28 protein-coding genes and 1 pseudogene are annotated in these 25632 nt (G+C 26.4%); 26 read left to right on the top strand and 3 right to left on the bottom strand.

Features of this window, described 5'->3' with window-relative positions; genetic code table 11:
* Positions 1 to 4: 4 nt before the first annotated feature.
* Together CQA44_RS04870 and CQA44_RS04865 are read left to right on the top strand one after the other, a co-directional pair.
* On the top strand, positions 5 to 952 hold the full coding sequence (locus tag CQA44_RS04870; RefSeq protein WP_115546167.1) for a glycosyltransferase family 2 protein: 948 nt from the start codon (positions 5 to 7) through the stop codon (positions 950 to 952).
* A gap of 6 nt (positions 953 to 958) precedes the next feature.
* On the top strand, positions 959 to 2911 hold the full coding sequence (locus CQA44_RS04865) for a hypothetical protein (RefSeq protein WP_147289752.1): 1953 nt from the start codon (positions 959 to 961) through the stop codon (positions 2909 to 2911).
* Positions 2912 to 2926: 15 nt separating this feature from the next.
* Here the strand turns inward: CQA44_RS04865 and CQA44_RS04860 are convergent, their stop codons facing one another.
* Entirely contained in the window at positions 2927 to 3475 is a 549-nt protein-coding gene (locus CQA44_RS04860; RefSeq protein ID WP_115546165.1) for a Fe-S-containing hydro-lyase, read from the bottom strand.
* 18 nt (positions 3476 to 3493) lie between these two features.
* Positions 3494 to 4339: a fumarate hydratase gene (locus CQA44_RS04855; protein ID WP_115546164.1), complete on the bottom strand. Its 846-nt coding sequence runs from the start codon at positions 4337 to 4339 to the stop codon at positions 3494 to 3496.
* Between the two features lie 134 nt (positions 4340 to 4473).
* Here CQA44_RS04855 and CQA44_RS04850 point away from each other — a divergent pair, with 134 nt between their 5' ends.
* From CQA44_RS04850 to xseA, 24 genes and pseudogenes are all read left to right on the top strand, one after another.
* Positions 4474 to 6681 carry a hypothetical protein gene (locus CQA44_RS04850; protein WP_115546163.1) on the top strand — a complete coding sequence of 736 codons (2208 nt, stop codon included), beginning with the start codon at positions 4474 to 4476 and terminating at the stop codon, positions 6679 to 6681.
* A gap of 199 nt (positions 6682 to 6880) precedes the next feature.
* Positions 6881 to 7216: pseudogene (gene secG, locus CQA44_RS04845) on the top strand (preprotein translocase subunit SecG); the annotation flags it as partial.
* 30 nt (positions 7217 to 7246) lie between these two features.
* Entirely contained in the window at positions 7247 to 7804 is a 558-nt protein-coding gene (gene frr / locus CQA44_RS04840; RefSeq protein WP_115546161.1) for a ribosome recycling factor, read from the top strand.
* Positions 7805 to 7806: 2 nt separating this feature from the next.
* On the top strand, positions 7807 to 8415 hold the full coding sequence (gene pyrE, locus CQA44_RS04835) for an orotate phosphoribosyltransferase (RefSeq protein ID WP_115546160.1): 609 nt from the start codon (positions 7807 to 7809) through the stop codon (positions 8413 to 8415).
* A 23-nt stretch (positions 8416 to 8438) separates the two neighbouring features.
* Positions 8439 to 8864, top strand: coding sequence for an RDD family protein (locus CQA44_RS04830; RefSeq protein WP_115546159.1), 426 nt, complete (start codon positions 8439 to 8441; stop codon positions 8862 to 8864).
* 96 nt (positions 8865 to 8960) lie between these two features.
* A complete protein-coding gene (locus CQA44_RS04825) occupies positions 8961 to 9665 on the top strand; it encodes a F0F1 ATP synthase subunit A (RefSeq protein WP_115546158.1) in 705 nt (234 codons plus the stop codon).
* Positions 9649 to 9999: a hypothetical protein gene (locus CQA44_RS04820; RefSeq protein ID WP_115546157.1), complete on the top strand. Its 351-nt coding sequence runs from the start codon at positions 9649 to 9651 to the stop codon at positions 9997 to 9999. Before CQA44_RS04825 ends, CQA44_RS04820 begins: the two co-directional genes overlap by 17 nt.
* Before the next feature lie 9 nt (positions 10000 to 10008).
* A complete protein-coding gene (locus CQA44_RS04815) occupies positions 10009 to 10521 on the top strand; it encodes a thiamine phosphate synthase (protein ID WP_115546156.1) in 513 nt (170 codons plus the stop codon).
* A gap of 107 nt (positions 10522 to 10628) precedes the next feature.
* A complete protein-coding gene (locus tag CQA44_RS04810) occupies positions 10629 to 11666 on the top strand; it encodes a ribonucleotide-diphosphate reductase subunit beta (protein ID WP_115546155.1) in 1038 nt (345 codons plus the stop codon).
* The gene (locus tag CQA44_RS04805) at positions 11656 to 12384 is read left to right on the top strand and encodes a nitrilase-related carbon-nitrogen hydrolase (RefSeq protein WP_115546154.1); all 729 of its coding nucleotides are present in this window, start codon (positions 11656 to 11658) and stop codon (positions 12382 to 12384) included. The genes CQA44_RS04810 and CQA44_RS04805 overlap by 11 nt, the downstream gene beginning before the upstream one ends.
* A gap of 7 nt (positions 12385 to 12391) precedes the next feature.
* Positions 12392 to 13039, top strand: a complete 648-nt coding sequence (locus tag CQA44_RS04800) for a protein-L-isoaspartate(D-aspartate) O-methyltransferase (RefSeq protein WP_115546153.1) — start codon at positions 12392 to 12394, stop codon at positions 13037 to 13039.
* 11 nt (positions 13040 to 13050) lie between these two features.
* Complete coding sequence (locus CQA44_RS04795) at positions 13051 to 13806, top strand: A24 family peptidase (RefSeq protein WP_258864904.1); 756 nt, start codon at positions 13051 to 13053, stop codon at positions 13804 to 13806.
* A gap of 2 nt (positions 13807 to 13808) precedes the next feature.
* Positions 13809 to 14846 carry an LptF/LptG family permease gene (locus tag CQA44_RS04790; RefSeq protein ID WP_115546152.1) on the top strand — a complete coding sequence of 346 codons (1038 nt, stop codon included), beginning with the start codon at positions 13809 to 13811 and terminating at the stop codon, positions 14844 to 14846.
* 22 nt (positions 14847 to 14868) lie between these two features.
* Positions 14869 to 15573, top strand: a complete 705-nt coding sequence (locus CQA44_RS04785; RefSeq protein WP_115546151.1) for a sulfite exporter TauE/SafE family protein — start codon at positions 14869 to 14871, stop codon at positions 15571 to 15573.
* Positions 15574 to 16113, top strand: a complete 540-nt coding sequence (locus CQA44_RS04780) for a D-glycero-beta-D-manno-heptose 1,7-bisphosphate 7-phosphatase (protein ID WP_115546150.1) — start codon at positions 15574 to 15576, stop codon at positions 16111 to 16113.
* 18 nt (positions 16114 to 16131) lie between these two features.
* On the top strand, positions 16132 to 17133 hold the full coding sequence (gene rfaD / locus CQA44_RS04775; RefSeq protein WP_115546149.1) for an ADP-glyceromanno-heptose 6-epimerase: 1002 nt from the start codon (positions 16132 to 16134) through the stop codon (positions 17131 to 17133).
* The gene (gene rfaE1 / locus CQA44_RS04770) at positions 17121 to 18515 is read left to right on the top strand and encodes a D-glycero-beta-D-manno-heptose-7-phosphate kinase (protein WP_115546148.1); all 1395 of its coding nucleotides are present in this window, start codon (positions 17121 to 17123) and stop codon (positions 18513 to 18515) included. Before rfaD ends, rfaE1 begins: the two co-directional genes overlap by 13 nt.
* Position 18516: 1 nt before the next feature.
* Positions 18517 to 19083: a D-sedoheptulose 7-phosphate isomerase gene (gene gmhA, locus CQA44_RS04765; protein WP_115546147.1), complete on the top strand. Its 567-nt coding sequence runs from the start codon at positions 18517 to 18519 to the stop codon at positions 19081 to 19083.
* On the top strand, positions 19080 to 19658 hold the full coding sequence (locus CQA44_RS04760; protein WP_115546146.1) for a hypothetical protein: 579 nt from the start codon (positions 19080 to 19082) through the stop codon (positions 19656 to 19658). The genes gmhA and CQA44_RS04760 overlap by 4 nt, the downstream gene beginning before the upstream one ends.
* On the top strand, positions 19642 to 20166 hold the full coding sequence (locus CQA44_RS04755) for a YhcH/YjgK/YiaL family protein (protein WP_181881786.1): 525 nt from the start codon (positions 19642 to 19644) through the stop codon (positions 20164 to 20166). Before CQA44_RS04760 ends, CQA44_RS04755 begins: the two co-directional genes overlap by 17 nt.
* Positions 20163 to 20687, top strand: a complete 525-nt coding sequence (locus tag CQA44_RS04750; RefSeq protein ID WP_115546144.1) for a DUF2147 domain-containing protein — start codon at positions 20163 to 20165, stop codon at positions 20685 to 20687. The genes CQA44_RS04755 and CQA44_RS04750 overlap by 4 nt, the downstream gene beginning before the upstream one ends.
* 17 nt (positions 20688 to 20704) lie before the next feature.
* The gene (locus tag CQA44_RS04745; protein WP_115546143.1) at positions 20705 to 21304 is read left to right on the top strand and encodes an isoprenylcysteine carboxylmethyltransferase family protein; all 600 of its coding nucleotides are present in this window, start codon (positions 20705 to 20707) and stop codon (positions 21302 to 21304) included.
* Between the two features lie 8 nt (positions 21305 to 21312).
* Positions 21313 to 21975, top strand: coding sequence for a uroporphyrinogen-III synthase (locus CQA44_RS04740; RefSeq protein ID WP_115546142.1), 663 nt, complete (start codon positions 21313 to 21315; stop codon positions 21973 to 21975).
* Complete coding sequence (gene xseA / locus CQA44_RS04735) at positions 21972 to 23318, top strand: exodeoxyribonuclease VII large subunit (protein ID WP_115546141.1); 1347 nt, start codon at positions 21972 to 21974, stop codon at positions 23316 to 23318. Before CQA44_RS04740 ends, xseA begins: the two co-directional genes overlap by 4 nt.
* A 1-nt stretch (position 23319) precedes the next feature.
* Here the strand turns inward: xseA and CQA44_RS04730 are convergent, their stop codons facing one another.
* Entirely contained in the window at positions 23320 to 25602 is a 2283-nt protein-coding gene (locus CQA44_RS04730; RefSeq protein ID WP_115546140.1) for a tetratricopeptide repeat protein, read from the bottom strand.
* Positions 25603 to 25632 lie beyond the last annotated feature (30 nt).

Genomic DNA, 25632 nt, shown 5'->3' with positions numbered 1-25632 from the left:
TTTTATGGTTGGTGATAATATAGCAATTATAATTCCTATGTATAATGAAGAGAGTACTATACTTAGCGTTATAAATGATTTACATAGAAATTTACCAAATGCTAATATATTTGTTTTTGATAATAACTCTAGTGATAAATCATTTAGTTTAGTAGAATCTAAAATATCTAAAGATTCTAATACTACAAATTGTTATTTAAATCTTTTAAAAGTAACTACACAAGGAAAAGGTGCAGTTATTAGGGAAGCTTTTTCTATGATCAATGCAGATATTTATATAATAATTGATGCAGATGCACAGTATGATGCTAATATCTTGCCAAAAGCATTAAATCATTTTGTAAAAAATAAACTAGATATGTTAAATATATCTCGTAAAACTTCAGATGATACTATATATCGCAGAGGGCATAAGCTTGGAAATAGAGTTTTTAGTAAAATTACTTCTTTACTTTTTGGAAAGAAATTTTATGATATGTTAAGCGGATATAGGATATTTTCTAAAGCTTTTGTAAAGAGTTTCCCCGCCCACTCTCAAGGTTTTGAAATTGAGACTGAACTTACTATTTTTTCACTTCAACAACACCTTAGAGTTGATGAGATTGAAGCTCTATATAAGGCTAGACCTTGTGGTAGCATTTCTAAACTATCAACTTTTAAAGATGGACTTAAAATATTGTTTATGATAGCACAACTTCTTTTTACGGAGCGACCTTTGCTTGTTTTTGGGAGCTTTAGTTTTCTATTTTTCATTTTAGGAATTATTTTTGGATTGCCTGTTGTGTTTGAATTTATACAGACTTCAAAAGTTTCTAGATTTCCAACACTTTTTGTTTGTATAGGATTTGAAATTGTAAGTGTTATATTTGCAATTGCAGGGCTTTTGTCATTTCTAATTGTTAGAAATACAAAAGAAATGCGACATTTTATTTACCTTCAACATAAATCTTAATATTTAATGAAACTAAAAGTTTTATTATTAATTTGGAGTTCAATATTTATAACTTTGGCTTTAATATTTGGTATTTTTAATATAACACACAAGGAATTTAGCACAAATATTATCTTAAATGAAGTATCTGTTAAATTTAATGATAAAGTAAGAGAAGAGATAAGTAATAATTTAGAAGAGTTAAAAAAACTAAATTATACATTTTTGCATAAGATAAGTATTGATTTTTCTAATACTATTTTTAGAGAATATAAATTCGTTTCTAAGATAATAATAAAAGGTCTAGATTTACAAGATAACTTAAAAGATATTAAATTAGATTTAAATAGTCTTAGTTTTGAGAGTAAAAAAATAATAGACAACAAAATTTTAGGAAGTGTGGTTTATAATGTAGAGATTTTACCAATTTTCTTTATGATACTATTTAGTATTTATATAGGTGGAATCTTATCTTTTATTGCAATTTTAAATTTAAAATATTTAATTTGTAATATTCCTAATAAAATTTTTACAACCTCTATTTCAAATCTTGAACTTACAAAAACACTAAATAAAAATGATAAGTTTTTTATTATGTTTGTAGTGATTTTATGTATTTTTATATTTCTTTTTACATTTTATTTAGGATTTCCTGGCTATCACATTATAGGTGATACTTATAGCTCTATTGGTTTAGATATGGCAAGTGGACATCCTGTATTTATAGCATATATTTTAGAATTATTATATTTTTATATTGGTAAGCATTTATATTATCTATTTTTATTTAATATTTTTCCATTTTATATGGGTATTTGTTTTTTAATCTGTGGATTCTATATTAAGTTTAAGACAAAGTTTGCAATACTTCTATTATTTCCAACTTTCATCGGTAATATTTATTTTCAAAATTTTATTGAGTATCATAGCTTCGCTTTACCTATGCTTTTATTTTGTTCTTACAGTATTATCTTGTTTTGTATTTTAACTAATACTAAATCTAAAATTTTTTATTTACTAATTTTATTTATATTATTTTTTGCTATTCTTTGGAGGCATAATGCCATCTTTAGTGTATATCCAGCATTTTTTATTTTGTCATACTTATATCTTATAAATAGAGGTTTAGATTCTAGGAGCTTTGTTAAAAATTATATAAAATCACTTATTTTTAGTGCAATCTTATGTTTAAGTATTGTTATTTTTATCCCAAAAATTTTAAAGAATCCAAATGGTAGCTATCCTTCAAATCATATATTTTTACACCAAATAGCAGGTTCTTGTGTGCCAAATAATGATAGCTCTTGTTTTAAAGATGAATGGTATTATCCGCATAAAACTTTTGATGATGTAAAAGATGTTTATGAAAAGTATCCACTTGATGCAGATCCTCTTAATGTATTTTGGGCGTATGATGATGTGCGACCATTTAAATATGGGAGATTAGATGGCTTAAAGTATAAATGGTTGGAATCTATTTTCAAATATCCTAAAGATTTTTTAAATCACGAGATTAGATTTTTTAAAGCTATGTGGATACAAAGTCCATTGCAAAATCCTAGTTGGATATTTGATGCTAAAAAATTACAAAATAAAGCCTCACATCCAACTCACCTTGCAATTTTAAGTCATTTTAATGATAATGAAAAAAGCATAGTTTTAAGTGATATGAGAGAAAAAATTTATACTTTTATTTTTGAATATAAAATTATACTAAATCATATTTGGGGTATTTTTATAGGTGGGATTCTAATGATTATCAGTTCAATATTTCTTTTTTTTAAAAACTTTAGAAATTCTTTGTTGGTATTTACATTTAGTGTTAGTTTTGGAAGTTTTTGGAGTGCATTCTTTATAGCAGCATTTTCTCCTGTAACAGATACTCGTTATATGTCTCCTATACTCCCATTAAGCATTGTTGCATTAATTGGTTTTATGTGTTTTATACTAGATAGGTTTTATTATAGACTAAAATTTTAACACTTATATAAGCCTTTATTTTTTGTATTTAGCTTGCCCTATTTCATAGAAATTAACACCTTTACTATCTATAGCAACAATTGCAGGAAAGTCAATCACTTCAAGTCTAGCTATTGCTTCAGGTCCTAATTCTGGGTATGCTAAAACTTCATATTTTTTAATACTTTTTGCTATCAATGCTCCAGCTCCACCTATAGCTACCATATATACAGCCTTATGTTTTATGATAGATTCTATTACTTCTTTATTTCTATATCCTTTTCCTATCATTCCACTAATTCCTAAATCTAGCATCATAGGTGTATATTTATCCATTCTACCACTTGTTGTAGGACCCGCTGCACCTATTATTTCACCCGGTTTAGCTGGGCTTGGTCCTAGATAGTATATTACTTGATTGGTTAAATCAAGCGGTATTTGACCTCCGATATCTTTGACTTCCATTAGTTTTTTATGTGCTGCGTCTCTTGCTGCAATTATACTTCCACTAATTAATACATTATCACCAGCATTTAATTTCTCTATATCATCTTTATTAAATGGTGCATTTAATCTTATTTCCATATTTAATTCTCCCCTTTTTTAAAGTTCTATTTCTGAATGTCTAGCTGCGTGACAATTAATATTAATAGCCACAGGAAGACCTGCAATGTGCGTTGGATACCATTCTACATTTACTGCAAATGCAGTTATATTGCCCCCTAATCCTTGTGGACCTACACCAGATTTATTTGCTATTTCTAATAATTCATCTTCTAGTTTTGCATATCTTTCATCTTTATTTTTAGAATCTATATTTCTAATTGCCGCCTCTTTTGCAAGTAGGGCGGCTTTTTCCATTGTTCCTCCTATTCCTACACCTACTACTAATGGAGGACAGGCATTTGGTCCTGCTAAGTTTATTGCCTCTTTAAAAAACGCTTTAACACCATCTATTCCATCAGCAGGAACAAGCATTTTTAAAAGGCTTTTATTTTCGCTCCCAAAGCCCTTAGCAGCGACTTTTAGTTTTAATTTATCTCCTTTAATAATTCTAGTATGAATTACAGCAGGGGTGTTATTAGTAGTGTTTTTTCTCTCATATAAAGGGTCATTTACAACAGATTTTCTTAGATAGCCATTTACATATCCGTTTTTTATACCCTCATTTATTGCATCTTCTAAATATCCTCCAACTATTCTTACATCTTGCCCTAACTCCACAAATACTACTGACATTCCTGTATCTTGACAAATTGGTATCATATTTTGCTCGGATATTTTTCCATTTTCGATTAGTTTTTCTAAGATATTTTTTCCTAGTGGTGAGCTTTCATTTTCTTTTGCATTATTAAAAGCCTTTTTAATATCATCTGTTTGTATGCAGCAAGCCTCAATACATAGTTTTTCAACACTATTAACTATTTGATTATAATCTATTTCTTTCATTACCTAAGTCCTTATTGCTAAAATTTTAGTATTGTTAAATATTATCACTTTTATATTAAAACAAGATTGAAAGTTAGGGATTTATTATTCACTTTAGATTATAATTTTTAATTAAACACCTAAAAAGGAATATAATGAAAATAAAGATTTACAAATTTATGCTTTTATATTTGTTAATAGGGGGGGGGGTAGAAGCTAAAGATTCTTATAGTATTGCTGAATGTAGTGGAAATACTTGTATTATCAATAATAGTGTTAAAAATCAAATAGGAATAGAGGAATTTAAACTCACAAACACACAAGGTTATTATGATAAAGTAGAAGTTGATGTTGATTTTAATAATAAAATTTATATAAGTAAAGATGCTTCATTAAGCTTTATGAATATAAATGAATTTATTAATAATGCAAATCTTAGAGTTATAGGAAACGCATTAGAAGTTAATACAAACACATCTATAACTACCTTAATAAATAATGGAATAATTGGAAATCAAACATATAGTAGTAACTCTTTAGGTTTAGTTTTGCAAAATGGAGGAGAAATAAATACTTTAAATAATAATGGAGTAATCTATAAACTAAGCATAATAGGTAATTCTAAAATAAACACTTTAAATAATAATGGAGTAATCTTAAGTAATGGTGCTAACAATGCAATATCAATAAATAATAGCTCTATAGGTATTATTAATAATAGTGGAACAATTAGTGGTATTATAGATTTTAATAATGTTAGTAATCCTTTAATATTGAACAATACAGGATATATTTTACTTGATGAGAATGTTTCAAATAAATACCATTTATCTGCTACTGCTGTTAATGGTAATATTAATAAAGTTAATATAACAAACTATACACTGAAAATAGCTCAAAATTCACAAGATTTTAATAGTTTTAATCAAATATCTAGTGATTCAGATTCTAATAACTCACATATAATAATAAAAGATAATAACAATACATTTCAATTAAGAAACAATAAGCCTATTGCAGTTTTTATTAATGATAGTTTAGAATTAGGAGGAGAATATAGTCTAAATAAAATATTTTTAGCTGCTAATAACAGCAATAATAACTTATCAGACTATGATATAACAGATACAAACAACACTTCTATTAAAGATAATTATGCTCTTTTAGATTTTTTACGAGTAGATGAAAGAAGTAATTCTCCTGTTTTAAATTATGTTATATCAAAAGGAAGTGCAAATAATACATTTGTAGTTAATAAGCATACTAATGCTAGTAATGGAGTAATAAATACTACAGTAAAAGCAAGTGTGGTATCTATGAATAGCCTTATAAATAAAACTAATTCTCTTATATTTAATAATAAAATTTTTCCTGAAATAAAACTTTCTTTTAATAGATACATTTCATTAGAGGAATTAAGAAATAATCAAAATTTTTATTATAAAGATATACTAAAAGATGAAATAAATTATTTGGATAATGTAAGGAGTAATCAAGCAAATAGAAATTCTACTAGAGAATTAAGAAATAGAGCTACTTCTAATTATGCTACCAAGATTAATAGAAATTCCAATAATACAAGTAATACAAATAATCAAAATATTAATTTTTTCTTTGCTCCATTCATATCTCATACTATGTTTTATAATGATGGTTTAGACTATAGTGGATTAGACTATGGGTTTATAACAGGAATAAATACTAAATTAGCAAATATCCATACAATTGGTCTTAATCTTGGTTTTAGTTATGGGGAATTAAAAGAAAATATATGGAATACTAATCTAACTAATATGACTATTAATGCAGGATTACACTATAAGTTAAATTTAATTTTTAATATGTATGTAAAGCTAAAAGGAGATATATTTTACTTCATAGATAATATAAAGTATATAGAATCTAAAATTAATAAAAATAATTTAGGATTTGCTCTAAGTAGCACATTTGGTAAGAACTTTAATCTAAATAATTTTGGAATAATAGGTCTAGAATTGGGAATTAATTATCAAGGATTAAATTCTTCTAGTATAAGATTAGATACAGAAAGTTATAGTAATTCATTTTTAAATTTAGCCTATGCTGATTTTAGTCTAAATTATTCTAAAGTTTTTAGTAACTTTTGGTTGATTGATGCATTATTAGGTGTAAAAACATTAACTACAAAACCAACAAATTCTCTAAAAATAAAAGATGATGTTATTAATTATAATATTGGACTAGATAGAGTTTTAGGGTATGTAAATTTAGGTATTGGATATAGTTTAGATAACAAAGTAGAATTTAGTATAGATTATTTAGGAATGTTTGGCAATAAATCTATTAATAATTCAGGTTTTTTTAATATAAAAGCTTGGTTGTAATTTGGAAGTATCACTGACATATTTTAAAGTTAGTTAAATAAAATTATTTAATTTATATAATAAATCTTAGTAATATTTATTCAACTTAATACAAGCTTTAAACAAGGCATTATTAATATTCCTAAAAGCTTAATTTACTTGAAAAAGAAATACTTTTGTGATAAAATCCGCAGACTTAAAAGCTTAATTGGAGTAAATAATGACAAGTGTATTGTTAGTAACGCAGATTATTTTGGCATTAATCATTACTATAATTGTTCTTTTACAAAAAAGTTCAAGCATTGGACTGGGCGTTTATAGTGGTAGTAATGAATCTCTTTTTGGTGCAAAAGGTCCTGCTGGTTTTATGGCAAAATTCACTATGGGTGTTGGATTAGTTTTTATTATAAATACAATAGCCTTAGGATATTTTTATAATAAAGAAACTAATAAATCAATTATGGATAATAGAAAAATTAATATTGAAAAAAATTCTACAATACCAAGCAATCCTTTAAATAACTTTAATATTCCAAGTGCTCCTTCTCCATTTGAAAATAAACAAAAGACTAATTAAAGGATGATAATGCTTAAAGAGATTTATGAACTCACAAAAAATAATATGCAAAAAAGTTTGGATTCTTTAAAAAGGGATTTTGGAATATTAAGAAGTGGTAAAGTATCAACAATGATTTTAAACAATATAAGAGTAGATTATTATGGCACACCCACGCCAATAAACCAAATTGGCTCTGTTATTGCACAGGATGCTACAACTATAATTATTACTCCTTGGGAAAAAAATCTATTGAAAGACATAGAAAAAGCAATATTGGAAGCTAATATAGGAGTAAATCCTAATATTGATAGTAGCAGCGTAAAGCTATTTTTTCCACCTATGACAAAAGAACAAAGACAATCAATTGCAAAAGAAGCTAAGTCAATGGGTGAAAAAACAAAAATTGCTATAAGAAATATTCGTCAAGATAGTAATAGCTCTGTAAAAAAGCTTGAAAAAGATAAGGTAATTACAGAGGATGAAGTAAGAGCAGCTTATAATGAAATACAAAAATATACTGATGATTTTGTAAAAAAAATTGATGAAATAGTAAAAAATAAAGAAGAGGAAATATTAAAAGTTTAGTTATGGATATAAGAAAGTATTATATTGAGTCAAACGCATTATTAGAAGGTCATTTTTTATTAAGTAGTGGAAATCATTCAAAATACTATTTGCAGTCAGCAAAAATTCTTGAAGACCCTAAAGTAGCTGAAATTTTAGCAAAAGAGTTAGCAAAAGAAATATCTAAAAGCAATATTAAAATAGATTGTATTTGTTCTCCTGCTATTGGTGGCATTTTAGCTGGGTATGAGTTAGCAAGAGCACTTCAAGTTAGGTTTATTTTTACAGAAAGAGTTAATGGAGTAATGAATCTAAGAAGAGGTTTTAATGTAAGTCCAAATGAAAGAATCTTAATTTGTGAGGATATAATTACAACAGGTGGTAGTGCGGTAGAATCTGCTGAATGTGTTAAAAATTTTGGTGCTAAAGTAGTAGCTTTTGCAGCACTAGCAAATAGAGGATTTTGTAAAAGGGTTGGCTCAAGCATTACTTCTAAGACTGAATGTAAGCTCCCATTAGATATTCCATTATTTGCATTAGATGATTTTTTATTTGATATGTATAAAGAAAATGAATGTCCAATGTGCAGAAATGGAAGTATTGCAATTAAGCCGGGTAGTAGGGGTAATTAAATCTAGGATTAATACTAAATTAAATGAAAAAAATATTAGTAAAAATGTTGTTATTAGAGCGTATAAAGGCTTTTATTACAGATATTTTTATGATTTATATGCCAATCTTATATATAGCCTATATAATTTTAGGCTCTAAAAAAGCATTTTTAGATAGTGAGATTACACATTTTGTTTGCTTTTTATTGTATGCTTTAATAACTTCTATTTTATTTTCTAAAACTTCTCAAACTCTAGGATATAAGTATTCTCAAATTATTCTTGTAGAAAATAATAAAACAATAGAGGAATCCAAGATAAGTTTTTTAAAAGCATTTATTAGGTTTTTATTATTTTGTATTAGTATGACATTAGTTTTTGGGGTAGTTTTACCATTTATTAGAAAAGATAGGAGGTTTTTTCACGATATTTTATGTAATACAGAAGTTATTAGTGAAAGTCATATTTAAAAAAAGTAGCAAAACATTTAATAATTATATTTTAAGTAAGATTTTTTTAAATAAATTAATGTAGAATCTAAAATCACCAAGATAAAAGGAGTTCATATGGCAGAAGAGAGTGTTTCATTAGATGAGAAGATTTTTACATTTGCTAGTTTAATTAATCCAAACCACGATTTTATAATAGGATTTTATACATTTATAATATTTTTAATAGCATTGCTTTTTGCTAAATTAGCAACAAAAAGATTGGAATTAGTTCCAAATGGATTTCAAAATGTTGCAGAGGCATTTTTAAGTGGTATTATATTTTTTGCAAAAGATGCTATTGGAGAAAAATTAGCTAGAAAATATATTCCGCTAACTGCTACATTAGCATTATTTGTATTTTTATCAAATATGATAGGTATTATTCCAGGATTTGAAGCACCTAGTTCTAGTTTGAGTTTTACTTTAGTCTTGGCTTTGATAGTGTTTTTTTACTATCATTTTGAAGGTATTAGAGAGAATGGATTTATTCGTTATTTTGGGCATTTTGCAGGTCCTGTTAAGTTGATTTCCCCTTTAATGTTCCCTGTTGAATTAATATCTCATTTTTCAAGAGTTATATCTTTATCATTTAGGCTTTTTGGAAACATTAAAGGAGATGATATATTTTTACTCGTTATGCTAATGTTAGCCCCTTGGTTAGCCCCATTACCAGCATTTGCTATACTTACCTTTATGGCTTTTTTACAGGCATTTATTTTTATGATTTTAACTTATGTTTATCTTGCAGGTGCAGTTATATTAGATGAAGAATCTCATTAAGAAGAATAATTTATTCAAACAAAATACTTATAAAAACAAAGTTAGTGCAAAAGAAGCTAACGATTTACAAAAAGATAGTTTCTTGTATAATTCTGCGTTTATTAGTATTTTTATAGAAATATTAGTTGGTGCTGTTTTAGGAGTTTCTATTTGTTTTGGTTTTATCTTTTCATTTTTTATACTAAGAGGTAGCTTGATAATTTCTCTAGGAATATTTTTTATTATTTTAATATTTGCTATATTCTTAGTATTGTTTTTGAAATATATGTATTTTCTAGTTTCTCTTAAAGTGAAAGAAGTTAAGTTATTAGAGGATATAAACAAAAAATTATAAATTACAAAAATGGATAAATTTTTAATAAGCAATAAAAATTATGAATTTATCTTATCAAATCTTTCTTTTATGAAAAATTTTGGAGTTAGTAAGATTTACTTAAGAGATGAGGATTTATCTATAAATATTCTTAATAATTTTTTAGTCTCTACTAAAAAGTATGATATTAAAATATTTATTAATTATAATCCTAAATTATCATATTTTGGTAAATGTGGAATTCATTTAAAAGGTAAGCAATTACATCTTGCAAATGATTTAACTAATATCCCAATTTCATATAGTGCCCATAGTTTAGATGATGTATTAAAAGCCTATTATAGTGGTGTTAGTTATATTTTTATTAGCCCTATTTTTTTTGTAGAAAATAAAAATAAACCACTTGGCATAGAATTTATTAAGCAAATCCCACTTTATATTAGAAATAAAATTTTTGCTCTAGGTGGTATAGATAGCACAAATATTACTGAACTTGAAGGTCTTGGCATTGCAGGAGTGGCTGGAATTAGAATGTTTTTATAAAATTATATGCTATTATAAGCTTTTTTAATTGCTAAATTATCTAATTCTTTTTGCTTATATTTTGTATAATTCAATTTCTACAAAACTAAAATTTAGAGGTTTATGCAATGAAAGAAACTATAGCTAGAAGAAAAAAAATATATAATCCAGAATCTAATGAAAGTGTAAATGATAGAAAAATATTTAATGGGAATCCTACGAGTATATTTGATTTAAACAAGATTAAATATCAATGGGCATATAATTTATGGAAAGTTATGCTTGCTAATACTTGGTTTCCAGAAGAAGTAGGAATGGCACAAGATAAGCGAGATTATGTAAGCGGTCTTACAGAGCAAGAAAAATTGGGCTATGATAGGGCATTAGCACAATTAATTTTTATGGACTCCCTTCAAACTAACAATTTAATTGATAATGTAAATCCATACATCACTAGTCCAGAATTAAATCTAATCTTAGTTCGTCAAGCTTATGAAGAGGCATTGCATTCACAAAGTTATGATGTTATGGTTCAAGCTATTAGTGATAATAGTGATGAGATTTATGAGATGTGGAGAAGAGATGTTGAATTAAGAACTAAGAATGATTATATAGCAGATGTTTATATGGATTTGGCAAAGAATCCAACAGAAGTCAATCTTTTGAAAGTATTTTTTGCAAATCAAATTTTAGAGGGAATTTATTTTTATTCAGGATTTTCATATTTTTATACTTTAGCAAAAAGTGGAAAAATGTTAGCAAGTGCTAATATGATAAGGTTTATTCAAAGAGATGAAGTTACACATTTAATATTGTTTTCATCAATGATTAATTCTGTTAGAAAAGAGCGTCCAGATTTATTTACAAAAACACTTGAAGAAGAAGTTATTGAGATGTTTAGAAAGGCTGTTGATTTAGAATCTAGCTGGGGTGAATACATTACTCAAGGGCAGATTTTAGGGCTTACTACGGAAATTATTAGGCAATATATTGAATATCTTGCTGATGAGAGATTAGAGAGAGTTGGTTTTAGTAAGATTTATGGTGTAAAACATCCTATTAAATGGGTTGATCAATTTAGTAGTTTTAATGAGCAAAAAACTAATTTCTTTGAATCTAAAGTTACCAACTATTCAAAAGGGAGTATAACATTTGATGACTTCTAAAAAACGATTATATGCGTTACAAATGAAAATTAGGTTTAATTTTGAGGATAATTTAAAAAATATAGAGTTTTTATCAGCTAGCTGTGGTGAGGGTGCAATAATTTTAACACCAGAGGTTGCTTTGAGTGGGTTTTGCTATCAAAGAATGAATGATGCAAGCGAATTTAGCAAACTTGCAACAGAGAGATTAATAAAGGCAAGTGAAGATAAAACTATTATAACTACAATGATTGAAAACTATAATGGAAAATATTTTAATAATCTTAAAGTTTTTTCTTATGGAGTTATGATACATAAACAATCTAAAACTAAACTATTTCCTCTTGGTGGTGAGCATAATCATTTTACTAATGGTGATGAGAGTGAGTTTTGTATGTTTAGTGTTGATAATATTAAATGTGCGGCTATAAATTGTTTTGAGCTTAGGTTTCCTAAAATTTGGGATATCGTAAGAGGTGCTGATATAATTTTTGTTCCTGCTCAATGGGGTAAAGAGAGAAAGGAGCATTGGGAGACGCTAAATCGTGCTCTTGCAATTGTTAATCAAGCATTTGTTGTATGTGCTGATTGTGCAAATGATACTATGGCAAAAGGAAGTGCCATTATATCACCGTTTGGTGTTGTTATTAAAAATGATAATAGAGAAGTTATTTCGGCAGAGGTAGATTTATCTGAAATATCTAAGACTAGAAAGTATATTGATGTAGGTTTATCTTAATATTTTTATGAGAACCAAAATAGAGCAACAAAAACAACTTATACAAATGGTATCAATGATAGAGGATAAGTTTATATTATCTAGTAGGGTTAGAGAAGCTTTTTTAAATATTCCTAGAGATATTTTTATTCCACAAGGAATGCTTCACATAGCCTATAAGCTTGATGCACTTCCACTTGGAACAAGGCAATTTATAAGCTCTCCATTGACTGTTGCAAAAATGACACAATACCTTGAATTAGAATCTTGCGATAGTATTCTTGAAGTAGGTCTTGGCAGTGGATATCAGGCTGCTATTTTAAGTAAGATTGTTAGAAGAGTTTTTAGTATAGAGAGGATTAATAGACTTAGAGATGAGGCAATTGAACGATTTAGATTGCTAAATATTATGAATGTTAATACAAAGCTTGATGATGGTAAAAATGGTTGGGATAGATTTGCACCATTTGATAGAATCTTATTTTCTGCAAGTTTGAAGGAGATTCCACTTAGGATTATTAGTCAATTATGCAATGGTGGTATTATAGTAGCTCCAATTTTAAAAGATGATGGAAGTCAAGTAATTACTAGGTTTATTAAACATAATGATATGTTAGAGATATTAGATATGAAAGATAATTGTTCATTTGTAATAGTTAGAGATAATATAGAATAAAAGGAAGTATATTGGAAATTTTATTTGCTGTAATTGCAATTTTACTTGGATTATGTTTTGGCTCATTCCTAAATGTATTAATTGTTAGAATCCCATTAAATAAAAGTGTAGTTTTACCTGCTAGTGCTTGTATGAGCTGTGGAATGAAGTTAAGATTTTATCATAATATCCCACTTATTTCTTATTTGTTTTTAATGGGTAAATGTGGGTTTTGCAAAGCAAAAATCTCTTTTTTATATCCATTAATAGAGGCTATATCTGGTGTTTTTGGATTATTTATTTATTTAAAATTTGGTTTTAGTTTAGAATCTTTATTTATAGGCATTAGTATTTTATTATTACTTGCATTAAGCATTATTGATTTAAAGGTTAAAGAAGTTCCAGATAGCATTAATTTCTGGGCTTTAATATTTGCTTTAATTGGTGGTGTGATGCTGCATTTAGATTTATTATTTGTTATTGCATCATCATTTTCTCTTGCAGGTTTTTTTACATTGCTTAGATTTGCTTTCCAGAGCCTTGCTAAAAAAGAAGCACTAGGTGAGGGAGATATAATAATTGTTGCAACTATGGGCGCATTATTAGGCTGGAAACTATCTTTAATTGCAGTTTTTATATCAGCGTTATCTGCTCTTATTATTCTTATTTTTTGTAGGCGAGATTATCAGATTCCCTACATTCCTTTTTTGTATTTAGGAACTTTAGTTTGTTTATTTCTTGATAATTTTTTTATGGCATTTTTGAATAATTATATTTTACAAGTATGAAAATGTCTATATTCCAAAATAGTATTAGAAATTATTTATTTCTTTCTTTTGCAAAATTATTTTTTATATTTTTTATTATTTTATTTTTTATTTCATCAATTATTGTTTTAATAGGAATTGCAGGTGTTACTTTTGTAATTAAGATATCATTTTATGATCTTTTGTGGCTTTATTTGTATTCACTTCCAAATAGTGTATTTTTTATTTTGCCTATTACTTTTTTTGCTACTTGCGTATTATCTTTATCAAAGCTATCTTATGATTATGAATTGTTAGTTTTTTTTTCACTTGGGATAAGCCCAAATAAAATTTTAAAAGTTTTTTTACCAATTAGTATCTTAATAAGTATTACTTTATTAATTTTTTCAATAGCAATAGTTCCTTTATCAAAAAGTGCTTATAGGAATTTTATTAATGAAAAAAAGACTAATATTGATGTTAATATTAAATCAGGAGAATTTGGTCAAAAGCTTGGCGATTGGCTTGTTTATGTCGATGATGTAAAAGATAGGGAATATAAAAATTTAGTATTATTTTCAAGCAAAGGTTTAGAGTTAGAGAGTTTTATTCTAGCTAAAAATGGCAAAGCAAACAATATTGATAGTATTTTTGAGATTGATTTATTTGATGGTATAGCTTATTTTGCAGAAAGTTATAATATTAAAGAAGTTATTTTTGAAAATATGATTGTAAGAAATAAGATTGGCGAAGTTGAACTAAGTAGCTATGATTTACTTAATTATTGGAAAGAAGCTTTTAATAAAGAGCCAAATAAATTAACTAGGATATTTTCTCAATCAGTCTTAATTTCGCTATTTCCTCTTTTTAGTATATTTTTATTACCTTTATTTGGAGTGTCTAATCCTAGATTTCATAAAAATTTTTCATATTTATACATTATAGTTTCTATTATATTTTTCTATACATTAGTATATTTTGTAATGAATAATATTCCATTACTTGGAATCCCTATATTATTAGCATTTTGGATTATTGTCTCATATATTTTATATAGGAGATTTATTTTAAAATATTATTAAAATTAATTTTATAAGGAGATTCATGAATCATATGATGCACAATATGCTAGATACAGCAAATTTAGTTTCTATGTTTGTTATAGCACTAGGCTATTCATTTTCACATTGTTTTGCTATGTGTGGAGGAATAGTTATAGCTTATAGCCAGATAAAAATAAAAGGTGGAGTGTTAGCAAATATTGTTAGTCATTTTTTATATAGTTTTGGACGCATTACAACCTATGTAATAATTGGTGTAATATGTGCTTATATTGGTAAAAATATTGCTATAAATACGCCAACTAAGGGAGGATTTATTATCATATTTGGTTTTATTATGATTCTTTTTGGAATTGGGTTTTTATTCTTGCCAAAGATTTTATACATCTTAGAACCAAATATTGGAAATTTTAGGATTTTTAGGTGGCTTTTTAATTTTATATTAAAGAAGAAAAATATTTTTAGTATTTATTTACTTGGTTTGTTAAATGGTGCTATTCCTTGTGGAATTGTCTATTTTTTTGCAATGAATGCAGCACTTTCTAATAGCATTATTAAAGGAGCTGAAATAATGCTTATTTTTGGGTTAGCTACTTTAATTCCTATGTTTTTGCTTGGTATTTTTAATTCACTTCTAAAATTAACAAAATATAAAAATATTATTTTAAAAATATCATCAATATTTGTTATTATTTTTGGAATTTACACTATTTTTAAGGGTTTTAATATATTATTTAGCGGAGATTAAATGCAAAATATTTTTTTATCTAAACCAGCGGTTTTTTTTGATAGAGATGGTGTTGTAAATATTGATACAGAATATATTTATAAAATAGAAGATTTTATCTATATGGAAGGATTCTTAGAGCTTTTTAAAGAATGTAAATTAAAAGGATACTTGCTTTTTATTATAACCAATCAATCTGGTATTGGTAGGGGTTATTATAGCTTGGATAGTTTTTTGCTTTTAAGTGAGTTTATACAAAATGATTTGAAGGGAAAGTTTGGCTTTTGTTTTGATAAAATCTATTTTTGTGCTCATAAGCCAACTCAACATTGTAAATGTAGAAAGCCAAATATTGGTATGATTGAAAATGCTAATAGGGATTTTAAAATAGACTTATTAAACTCATATATAATTGGCGATAAAGAGAGCGATATTGAAGCAGGGATAAATGCAGGTATTGGCACACAAATACTTTTTTCAAAGAGCAATAAAAATTCTAAAGCAAGTTATGTTATAGACTATCTTTATAAAGCAAATAGTATAATTAAATCAATAAAATAAACTTATAGGAGAAATAAAATGAAATATATTTATGATGACCTAGAAGATAAAAATATTTTAATTACAGGTGGAGCAGGATTTATAGGCAGTAATATTGCATATTATTTAAATAAGTATCATCCTAAGGCTAGAATCTTCATTTTTGATAAATTTAGGAGTAATGAAATATTTAGTAATGGTAATTTAATGTCTTTAGGGCATTTTAAAAATCTCCTTGAATTTAGAGGTGAAATAATAATTGGAGATTTAGCTAATAAAAATGATTTAGCCAAACTAGATAATTTAGATTTTGATTATATATTTCATCAAGGGGCAATTTCTGATACAACTTGTTTAGACCAAGAATTAGTATTAAAGACAAATTATGAAAGTTTTGATTATTTTATTAATAAGGCTAAAAATGATAATGCAGTTTTAATTTATTCTTCTAGTGCTGCAGTTTATGGTAAAACAACAGCTCCAAACATTGTAGGTAGTGGCGAAATTCCAGAGAATGTATATGGTTTTTCAAAGCTACTTATGGATAAGAAAATAAGAGAAATTATAAAAGATGATAGTAATAAGGACTTTAAAATCATTGCTCTTAGGTATTTTAATGTATATGGAAGTGGAGAATATTTTAAAGGCAATACATCATCTATGATTTTACAAATTGGGATTCAGGCATTAAAGAATAAAAAAGTAAGATTATTTGAGTTTGGCGAGCAATTGAGAGATTTTGTTTATATTAAAGATGTGATTCAGGCTAATATCAAAGCTATGGAGAGCATAAAAAGCGGAATTTATAATGTAGGTAATGGTGTTGCAAGAAGTTTTAATGATATTGTTAATATACTAAAAAACCATATTGGAGACTTTGAAGTAGAGTATATTAAAAATCCCCATTCATTTTATCAAAATCACACACAAGCAGATATATCAAACACTACTAAGGATTTATTTTATGAACCTAGATATAGTTTAGAAAGTGGTATAGAAGATTATATTGATGTTATTAGGGATATATCTTGCTTAATTTAAAACATATTCCAAATATTTTAGTTATTGGTGATTTAATCATAGATTGCTATATTTGGGGAATTGTAGAGAGAATTTCACCAGAAGCTCCTGTGCAGATTCTAAAAATTAATGATGAAAATAATCGCTTAGGTGGAGCTTGTAATGTTGCTAAGAATTTAACTTCGCTTGGTGCAAATGTTTCTTTGTGTGGGATTATTGGTGATGATTTTGATGGTAGGCAATTGCTTGATATGTTAAAAGAATCTAATATTAATAGTGAATTAATCATTCTTTCTAAGAATTTTAATACTATTAAAAAGACTAGATTTATTGCATCAAATCAGCAAGTTTTGCGTGTAGATAGAGAATATAATAAAATTAGTTTAGATTCTAAGGAACTAGATTTTATAAATTGTTTAGAAGTAATACAGAATAAAATTGTAAACTTTGATTGTATTATTCTATCAGATTATGCAAAAGGTGCTTTAAGTGATAATTTTACAAAAGAGATAATAAGCCTTGCAAATAAACATAATAAGCTAATTTTATGCGATCCAAAGGGTAATGATTATTCTAAATATAGTAATTCTACATTGCTTACACCAAATAAAAAAGAAGCACAGATTGCAACAAATATTGAAATTAATTCTCAAGATTCATTATTAGAATCTTTAGTAAAATTAAAAAATGATTATAATTTAAAATATTCTTTAATTACTCTTAGTGAAGATGGAATGGCTATTTATGATAATAAAATGACAAGGATACCAACTCTAGCAAAAGAAATATATGATGTTACAGGTGCAGGAGATACCGTCATTGCAGCTTTAGCTTTTGGGCTTTGCAATGGAATGGATATTTATGAGAGTGCTAGGTTTGCTTCTATTGCTGCAGCTGTGGTGGTTGGAAAGATTGGTTCTGCTCAAGCAATGCTTAGTGAGATTCTATCTTTTATGAAGGCTAATGTTGATGATATTTCTTTAATTTCTAGTTATAAAAAAGATGGTAAAAAGATAGTTTTTACAAATGGTTGTTTTGATATTTTACATTATGGACACTTGAGTTATTTAAAAAAAGCAAAGAGTTTTGGAGATATTTTGGTAGTTGGACTAAATTCTGATAGCTCTGTTAAAAAGCTAAAAGGAAATACAAGACCTATTAATTCACAAGATGATAGGGCAAATGTTTTAAGAGAATTGGAATGTGTTGATTTTGTGATTATTTTTGATGAAGAAACTCCATTAAATTTAATAAAACAAATAATGCCAGATATTTTAGTAAAAGGTGGAGATTATAAGGATAAGGAAGTTGTTGGTAGCAATATAATAAATGATGTGAGATTAGTTGATTATATTCCAAATAAAAGTACAACAAATATTATAAATAAAATAAAAGGATTATAAAATGAATGATTTTATACAGGGTGAGTTTTTTTCACATATTGATATAGCTCAAAATACACTAAAGAGCCTAGTAAATGATATTTCAAAAGCTTCAAAAATAATGATAGATTCTCTTAAAAATGGTAATAAGATTATGGTTTGTGGCAATGGTGGTTCAGCTGCTGATTCACAGCATTTTGCAGCTGAGCTTAGTGGTAGATATATGGCAGATAGAGATGCTATAAGTTGCATTGCTTTAACTACTGATACTTCTGCATTAACAGCTATTGGTAATGATTTTGGTTTTGAATTTATCTTTTCAAGGCAAATTGAAGCTTTGGCTAAAAGTGGAGATATACTACTAGCTATTTCTACAAGTGGCACTTCACCTAATATAATTAGAGCTATTGATGTTGCTAGAAGTAGGAATTGTAAAATAATAGGACTTAGCGGAAAAGATGGTGGTAATATGAATGATGTAGCTGATTTAAATATAGTAGTTCCTAGCTCTAGCACGCCTAGAATCCAAGAAATGCATTTAATAATTGAGCATATTTTATGTAATATAATTGAGAGGGAATTTATTTGAAAATTGAATTTGGTAGTTTTGAGGATTTTATTATGCAGGAAGTAAAAAGAGGGATTCCTCTCAAATATGCAGATATTATTTTTGGCAAATATTTTATTTATTTTCTAACTCCCAAGAATATATTATATCCTTGTATAATATATAATAGCTTGCTTAGTCCAAAAGCTCACAAAGATAGGCTAAAACCATTACTTCACTTTTATAATTGTAAAAATTTATATGATATACTTTACTTAGATAGCACAAAAGTAAAAATTACTAGAAAAAATTTATTTGATTATAATGTTGGGTTAAATAAAAGATATGCTTCTAAATTATTTTATGATATTCCTCTTCCTTTTTGCCCCCTTTGTGTAGAAACTTATAAATTAGAATTTAATAATTTTTATGAAAAAAACTATAATGAGGATTTTGTATTTTTTGATTGTTTAGATGATGTTAAAATAAAAGAAGAACAAATTGCAATTAGCAGTAATATAGCTATTAGCAATAATTATTCTTTGGTTGATGTAAATATTGGTAATGGAAATTTTTATTTATCTTATAAAAGGAATGTTTTTGGCTCTCTTGCTTGAAATAAACAATATTGAATATATGTTTAATACTAATAAAAAATTACATACATTATATAATTATTTGTATTCTGCGCTAGATAAAAGTAGCTCTATTTATAGTAGAATCTTATCGCTTGATTGTAAAAATCATAGGGATTATAGGGTAGAGCAAAGCATAGACTTGGGTTCAAATATATTGGCAATAGAGCAAAGCTATACTTTAAGTAACGGAGGTTTATTTGAATCTCATAGAAAGTTTGTGGATTTCCAGCTTATAGTTTATGGAAGTGAATGTATGGAGATAGGCTTTGCTTCTAGTTTTAACACTATAAATGATTATGATGAAAGTAAAGATCTAATAAACTATAATTGCATTTCTAAGGTTTCTAAAATTAATCTTTATGCTTATAATATTCTAGTGTTGTTTCCAAGTGATATTCATAGGGGAGGTCTGAAGTTAGAAAATGATATTGTTTTTAAATCTGTTTTAAAAGTGCCTATATCATTGGTAAAACCTAAGTTTGTATGAAAATTTTATTTATTTTAATTATTTCTTTATCAATTGTTCTTGGAAGTAAAAATAGTCAAATAGATAAAGAAACTTGTAATGAAAGTGATATAGTAGGCTATTGGTTAAGTCCTAAAGATGAGATTAGTGGGAGGATGAGTATTGTAGAAATTATTAAAAAAGATGGTAAATATTTTGCTTATAATGTTGTTTTTATGGATTCTTTGCCTGCTAATAAAGATGAACATAATCAAAATTTTTTCCTTAGAGATAGAGATATCCTAGGTAGTGTATATATCTATAATCTTGAACGAAATACTCAAAATTCATATATTAATGGCAGATATTATGATTTTAATAATGGCAAAGTTTTTCACCTTAAAATTAAACATAATTGTGATATTTTAACCCTTATAATAAGTATTGATAATATTGGAGTTTTGGGTAGTAAAAAAGTTTATCAGCATCTAAGTTCAGATGATGTAGGATTTTATATAAAAGATAAGTTTTTGCATATTGATTTTAGTGGTGTTGAGAATTAATTTAAAAGGATTTGATATTGAGATTTGATAGAATGTTTTGGCAGTGGATATTTGGCATTGCTTTTGTAGGTTGGATTATTGTTAGCACCCCTAAATTGGATAATTTTTCTATTTTATTTAACATTATAGGGTTAATACTACTTTTTATTGGGATAATTGGTAGGATTTATTCAACACTTTACATTGGCGGTATGAAAAATGAAGGAAGTGATGGTAACAGCTTTATTGATGATGGAATCTATAAGGCATGTAGAAATCCTTTATATTTTTTCTCTTTTTTGGGTTTAATTGGTCTTTTATTTTTAAAGGGTCAAATTTGTTTTATTTTTATAGGAGGAGGATTATTTTTATTAGTTTATCATTTTACAATATTAAAAGAAGAAGCATTTTTAAGAGATAAGTTTGGAAAGTCTTATGAGAAATTTTTAAGTGAAGTTCCTAGATTTTTTCCAAATTTTTCTAAATTTAGCTATAAAGAGAGAATTGAAATTAGACCATTTTTCTTACATAAAGAGCTTAAAAGGGCGATTGTTTGGATTATAGCTGCATTTTTTATTTACATAGTCTCATATTTTCATAGTGTAGGAATTTTACCTGCTTTAGTTAGTGTTTATTAGGATTATTTATGAGGGAGATATTTTTAATAGGTTCTAAGGCAGAAGAAAATATTAAATCTTTAGTTGTTAGTGAGATTAAATTACTTCCTTTTGAAATGAATTTAAGTAATATAGATGCTTTGATTTTTACATCTCGTTATGCTATTAAGTCAATATCAGAAAATGCAAAAAGATTGAATGATTATTCTTGGAAAGATATTCCTAGTTTTGTTATTGGAAAGGGCAGTGCTACATATTTGGAGAGGCTTGGAGGTAAGATTGAATATGTTGGTCAAGATTCTCACGGAGATGGCTTTGCAAAAGAAATTATCCCATTGCTTAAAAATAGACACCCACTTTATATTCATGCTAAAAAGATAGTATCTCATATTAATGAAAAATTATTGCATAATAAAATAAAGCTAAGCGAGGTAATAGCCTATGAAAATAAAACAAAAAAATTAGATTCTCGTCTTGCTCCACCTCCAAATTCTATATTAATTTTTACTGCTCCCAGCCATTATAAAGCATTTTTAGCTAACTTTAAATGGGATGGTAGTTATCTTGCTATTGCTATTGGCATGACTACATTTGGTGTATTTGATGCAGGAATTGATTCATTTGTAGCACCAGAGCAAAGTATCCAATCTTGTATCAAGTTTGCAAAAGAAATTGCTTTGAGGCTGCCTTGAGGTTTTTAAGTGTAACGGAATTAAATAAGCAATTAAAAAGCATACTTAATCAATATTTTTTTAATGTTAGAGTAGAGGGTGAAGTTACTAATCTTGTTAAACATCAAAGTAGTGGGCATTATTATTTTAGCCTTAAAGATGATGAATCTTGTATAAAATGTGTTTTGTTTAAAGGTGCTAAAGCCAAGTTTAATTGTAAACTAGAATCAAATATAAAAGTTAAGATTGAAGGGAATATAGCACTTTATTCAAAGAGAGGCGAATATCAAATAATTTGTTCAAGTATCACTAAAAGTGGTATTGGAAGTTTTCAGTATGAAAAATTGAAAGAAAAGTTAAAAGAAGAAGGTTATTTTGATAAAAAGAAAAAAAGTCTCCCGAAATTTCCAAAAAAAATTGCCCTTATTACTTCTAAAACAGGTGCTGCCTTATATGATATGAAGTCTGTTACAAAAAAAAGATGGAATCTAACAAAATTAACATTGTTTGATACATTAGTGCAAGGAGATGAAGCTAAATTTCAAATTATAGAAAATATAAAATTAGCAGATAAATTAAATTTTGATATTATTGTGTTATCTCGTGGTGGTGGTAGTTTAGAGGATTTATGGGCTTTTAATGAGGAAATTGTAATAAAGGCTATTTTTGAGGCAAAAACTCCTATAGTATCTGCAATAGGACATGAAATAGATTTTGTTTTAAGCGATTTTGTTGCTGATAAAAGAGCTGCTACACCATCTGCAGCTATGGAGATTATTTTACCAGATAAGGATGATTGGTTGCTTAGGCTAGATGAATTATTAGATGAAATAAATTTCATAATGAAAAACAAGCTATCTAATTATCAAAATAGGTTAAATGCTTTAAAAAATGAAATTTTTTATTTTAGGTTTGATTATTTAAAACTTAAAGTGAATTTAGAAGATTATATTAAATTATTAAATAAATTTATGAATAATATTTTAAGTATAAAGATAGCTGAACTATTAAATCTTAAAAATATCAATATGTATGGTAGTTTTTATATGTATAAAAAGCAAAATATAGACACTTTAAAGCAGAATTTAGAATTTAATTATAAAAATTTTTTAAAGATAAAGATAGATTTGCTTATTTCTAAAGAAATTCTTGATAATCTAATAACTTATATTGTAAAATCAAAATTTGCTGAATTAAAGTATTTAAAAGAAATGTTAGACTCTATTAATCCAAGAAATACTCTAAAAAAAGGCTTTGTTCAAATAACGCTAAATGGAGAAATAAAGGAATTACAGGAGTTAAAATCTAATGATTGTATAACATTAAGTAATGGAGATATTAATATGGAAGCAGTAATAAAATAATTTATTTTAATCCCTCATTACACAAGCTTCCAAAATTAGAATTAGAATCTAATTTTATACACTCTTCAAATTCTTTTTTTGCCATATTATTATTGCCTAATTCAGTATAAGCAACACCACGCATATATTTAATCTTTTGAAGCTCATTATTATTGCTATATTTTATATTTTCTAATACTTTTAGCATTTCATTAAAACGATTATCTTTAAAAAGAACATCAGCATAGCTTAGCTCTACAAATGGGGAATATTCATATAATTTATTTTGATTTTGTAGGTTAATCAAAGCTTTAGCATAGCTTTGAGTAGCAATACTATCATTATCATTAATAGCCCAAAGCAACATTTGATAATATGGCTTTATCATATCTTTAGTATTTAAATTAATTTTTATTAACTCATTAAATACTTTTATTGCCTCATCTTTTCTATTTGCATTTGCAAGTGATAAAAATAATATACTTCCTATTTTTATTTTATCAATAGAACTTTTTGCTAGACTTAGTGCATCTCTACTAGAAGAAATTGCTTTATTAAAATCATTTAATGCAAAATTTACTCTTGCTTCATTATAAAGCCATATAAATTTATCATTGATATTGCTTGTATTTTGTTTTAGTATTTCACCACTTAAATTTTTTGCCTTTATAAATAAAGAAGCATTAAATAAGCAATTAAAAATTTGTTTTGAGTTATTTGTGATTAAAACTTCATTAGATTCTAAGAAAAACTTTATAAGGGTATTACAATCATCGCTAGATTCTATTAATTTTATATATGATTGCTTGATATTTTCATTATTACTTTCAAGATTTTGTTTTAATGCAAGAACTTCATTATATTTACCTAAACTAAATAAATTCTTAGCTTTTTTAGTATATGCTAATTTTGCATTATCTGTATTTGGATATGTTTTAATAATGTAGTCATATTGTTTTATTTGCTTTTCTAAGTCATTTTCATTTAGACTAAATAAAAGATTATCATTTCTTTCCTTTATTGAGTTTGCTTCTTTAGAATCTTTAAAAATATTTAAAAATTCATTATTTACTCTATATGCGTCTTGAATTTTATTATCTAGCTCATACCATACTCCTACATCTATCATTAATTGCTTTTTTAACTCATTATTTTGCAGATGTTTTAACATACTATCTCCGGCTAGAGCAACAGTATTATAGAGCTTATTTTCTGCCCAATTTTTAAAATCATTATAGCTTTGGGTCGGATTTTTTAGAAAATAGTTCGGATTATTTTTTACAACTTTATTAAATAATTCATTAGCATTGCTCGTATTATTATTTTGTAATTCATATTTTCCCCAAGCTAGTGATACATAAGATGCAGTATCTAAATCTTTGGCACTACCATAAGCCTTTGCGTATAAGCTTTCAGGCTGCTTTTTATCACCATTTGCATAAAGAATTTTTGCTAATCCTACAAGAGCGTATTGTGCATATTTAGAATCTTCATATTCATCTAGGATTCTATTGAAGTAATATCTCGCTTCATTATAGATTCTAAGTTTATTATAGCTATCTCCTAGTATGTATAGTATTTCAGGAATATTTACATCAGCAGGATAACTTTTAACCCATTCTTTTGCTAACTCTATCATATCTTCTGGTATTGTAGAGTTTTTACTTAAAGAGCGAATTTTATATAATAAGCTTTCTCTTTTAAAAATACTGTCTGGGTAGTTTGTTAGAATTTCATCTGCTAATCTTACGCTTTCAGCAAAATTATTATTATCATAAAATGACCTCATACTTAAAAACATAGCTAAATCAGGACCCTCATCATATACTAGAGGGCTTGCATCAATATTTAGCTCTTTTATATAGGGTAAAGTTGTATTTGGAATATTAATTGGAAAATTTAGCCCAGAATATGAATTATTTGATAAAAATGGAATTTCATCATTATACCCAATAATTTGCCAAATTTTAGATTCCTTTGGTCTTTCTTTTGGGATAGCAATATCTTTTTTTAAATCAAAAGAATTAGCAAATAACTTTTGCATTTTTTTTGGTTTTATATAAATATAAAATTTATAATTTTTTATTTCTGTGTATATTTCAAAAAAATCAGTAGAATTTTTTGGAAATGACGAGTTGGGTATACTATTAACAATACATTCAATTAAAATATTTTTATTATTTATATCAAATTTATCATTGCATTTAAATTTTTCATTATGTTTTAACGTAATAATTGAAAATTTTTTATTATCTTCAATCCCATAATCAACCTCAATGTTAAAAGCAAGTGATGCTTCTAACAATGCTAAAAATATAAGAAATAATTTTAAAAT

This window comes from Helicobacter sp. MIT 14-3879, assembly GCF_003364125.1.
The sequence above is the reverse complement of the archived record's forward strand: the minus strand, read 5'-3'. Positions and strand labels throughout refer to the sequence as shown.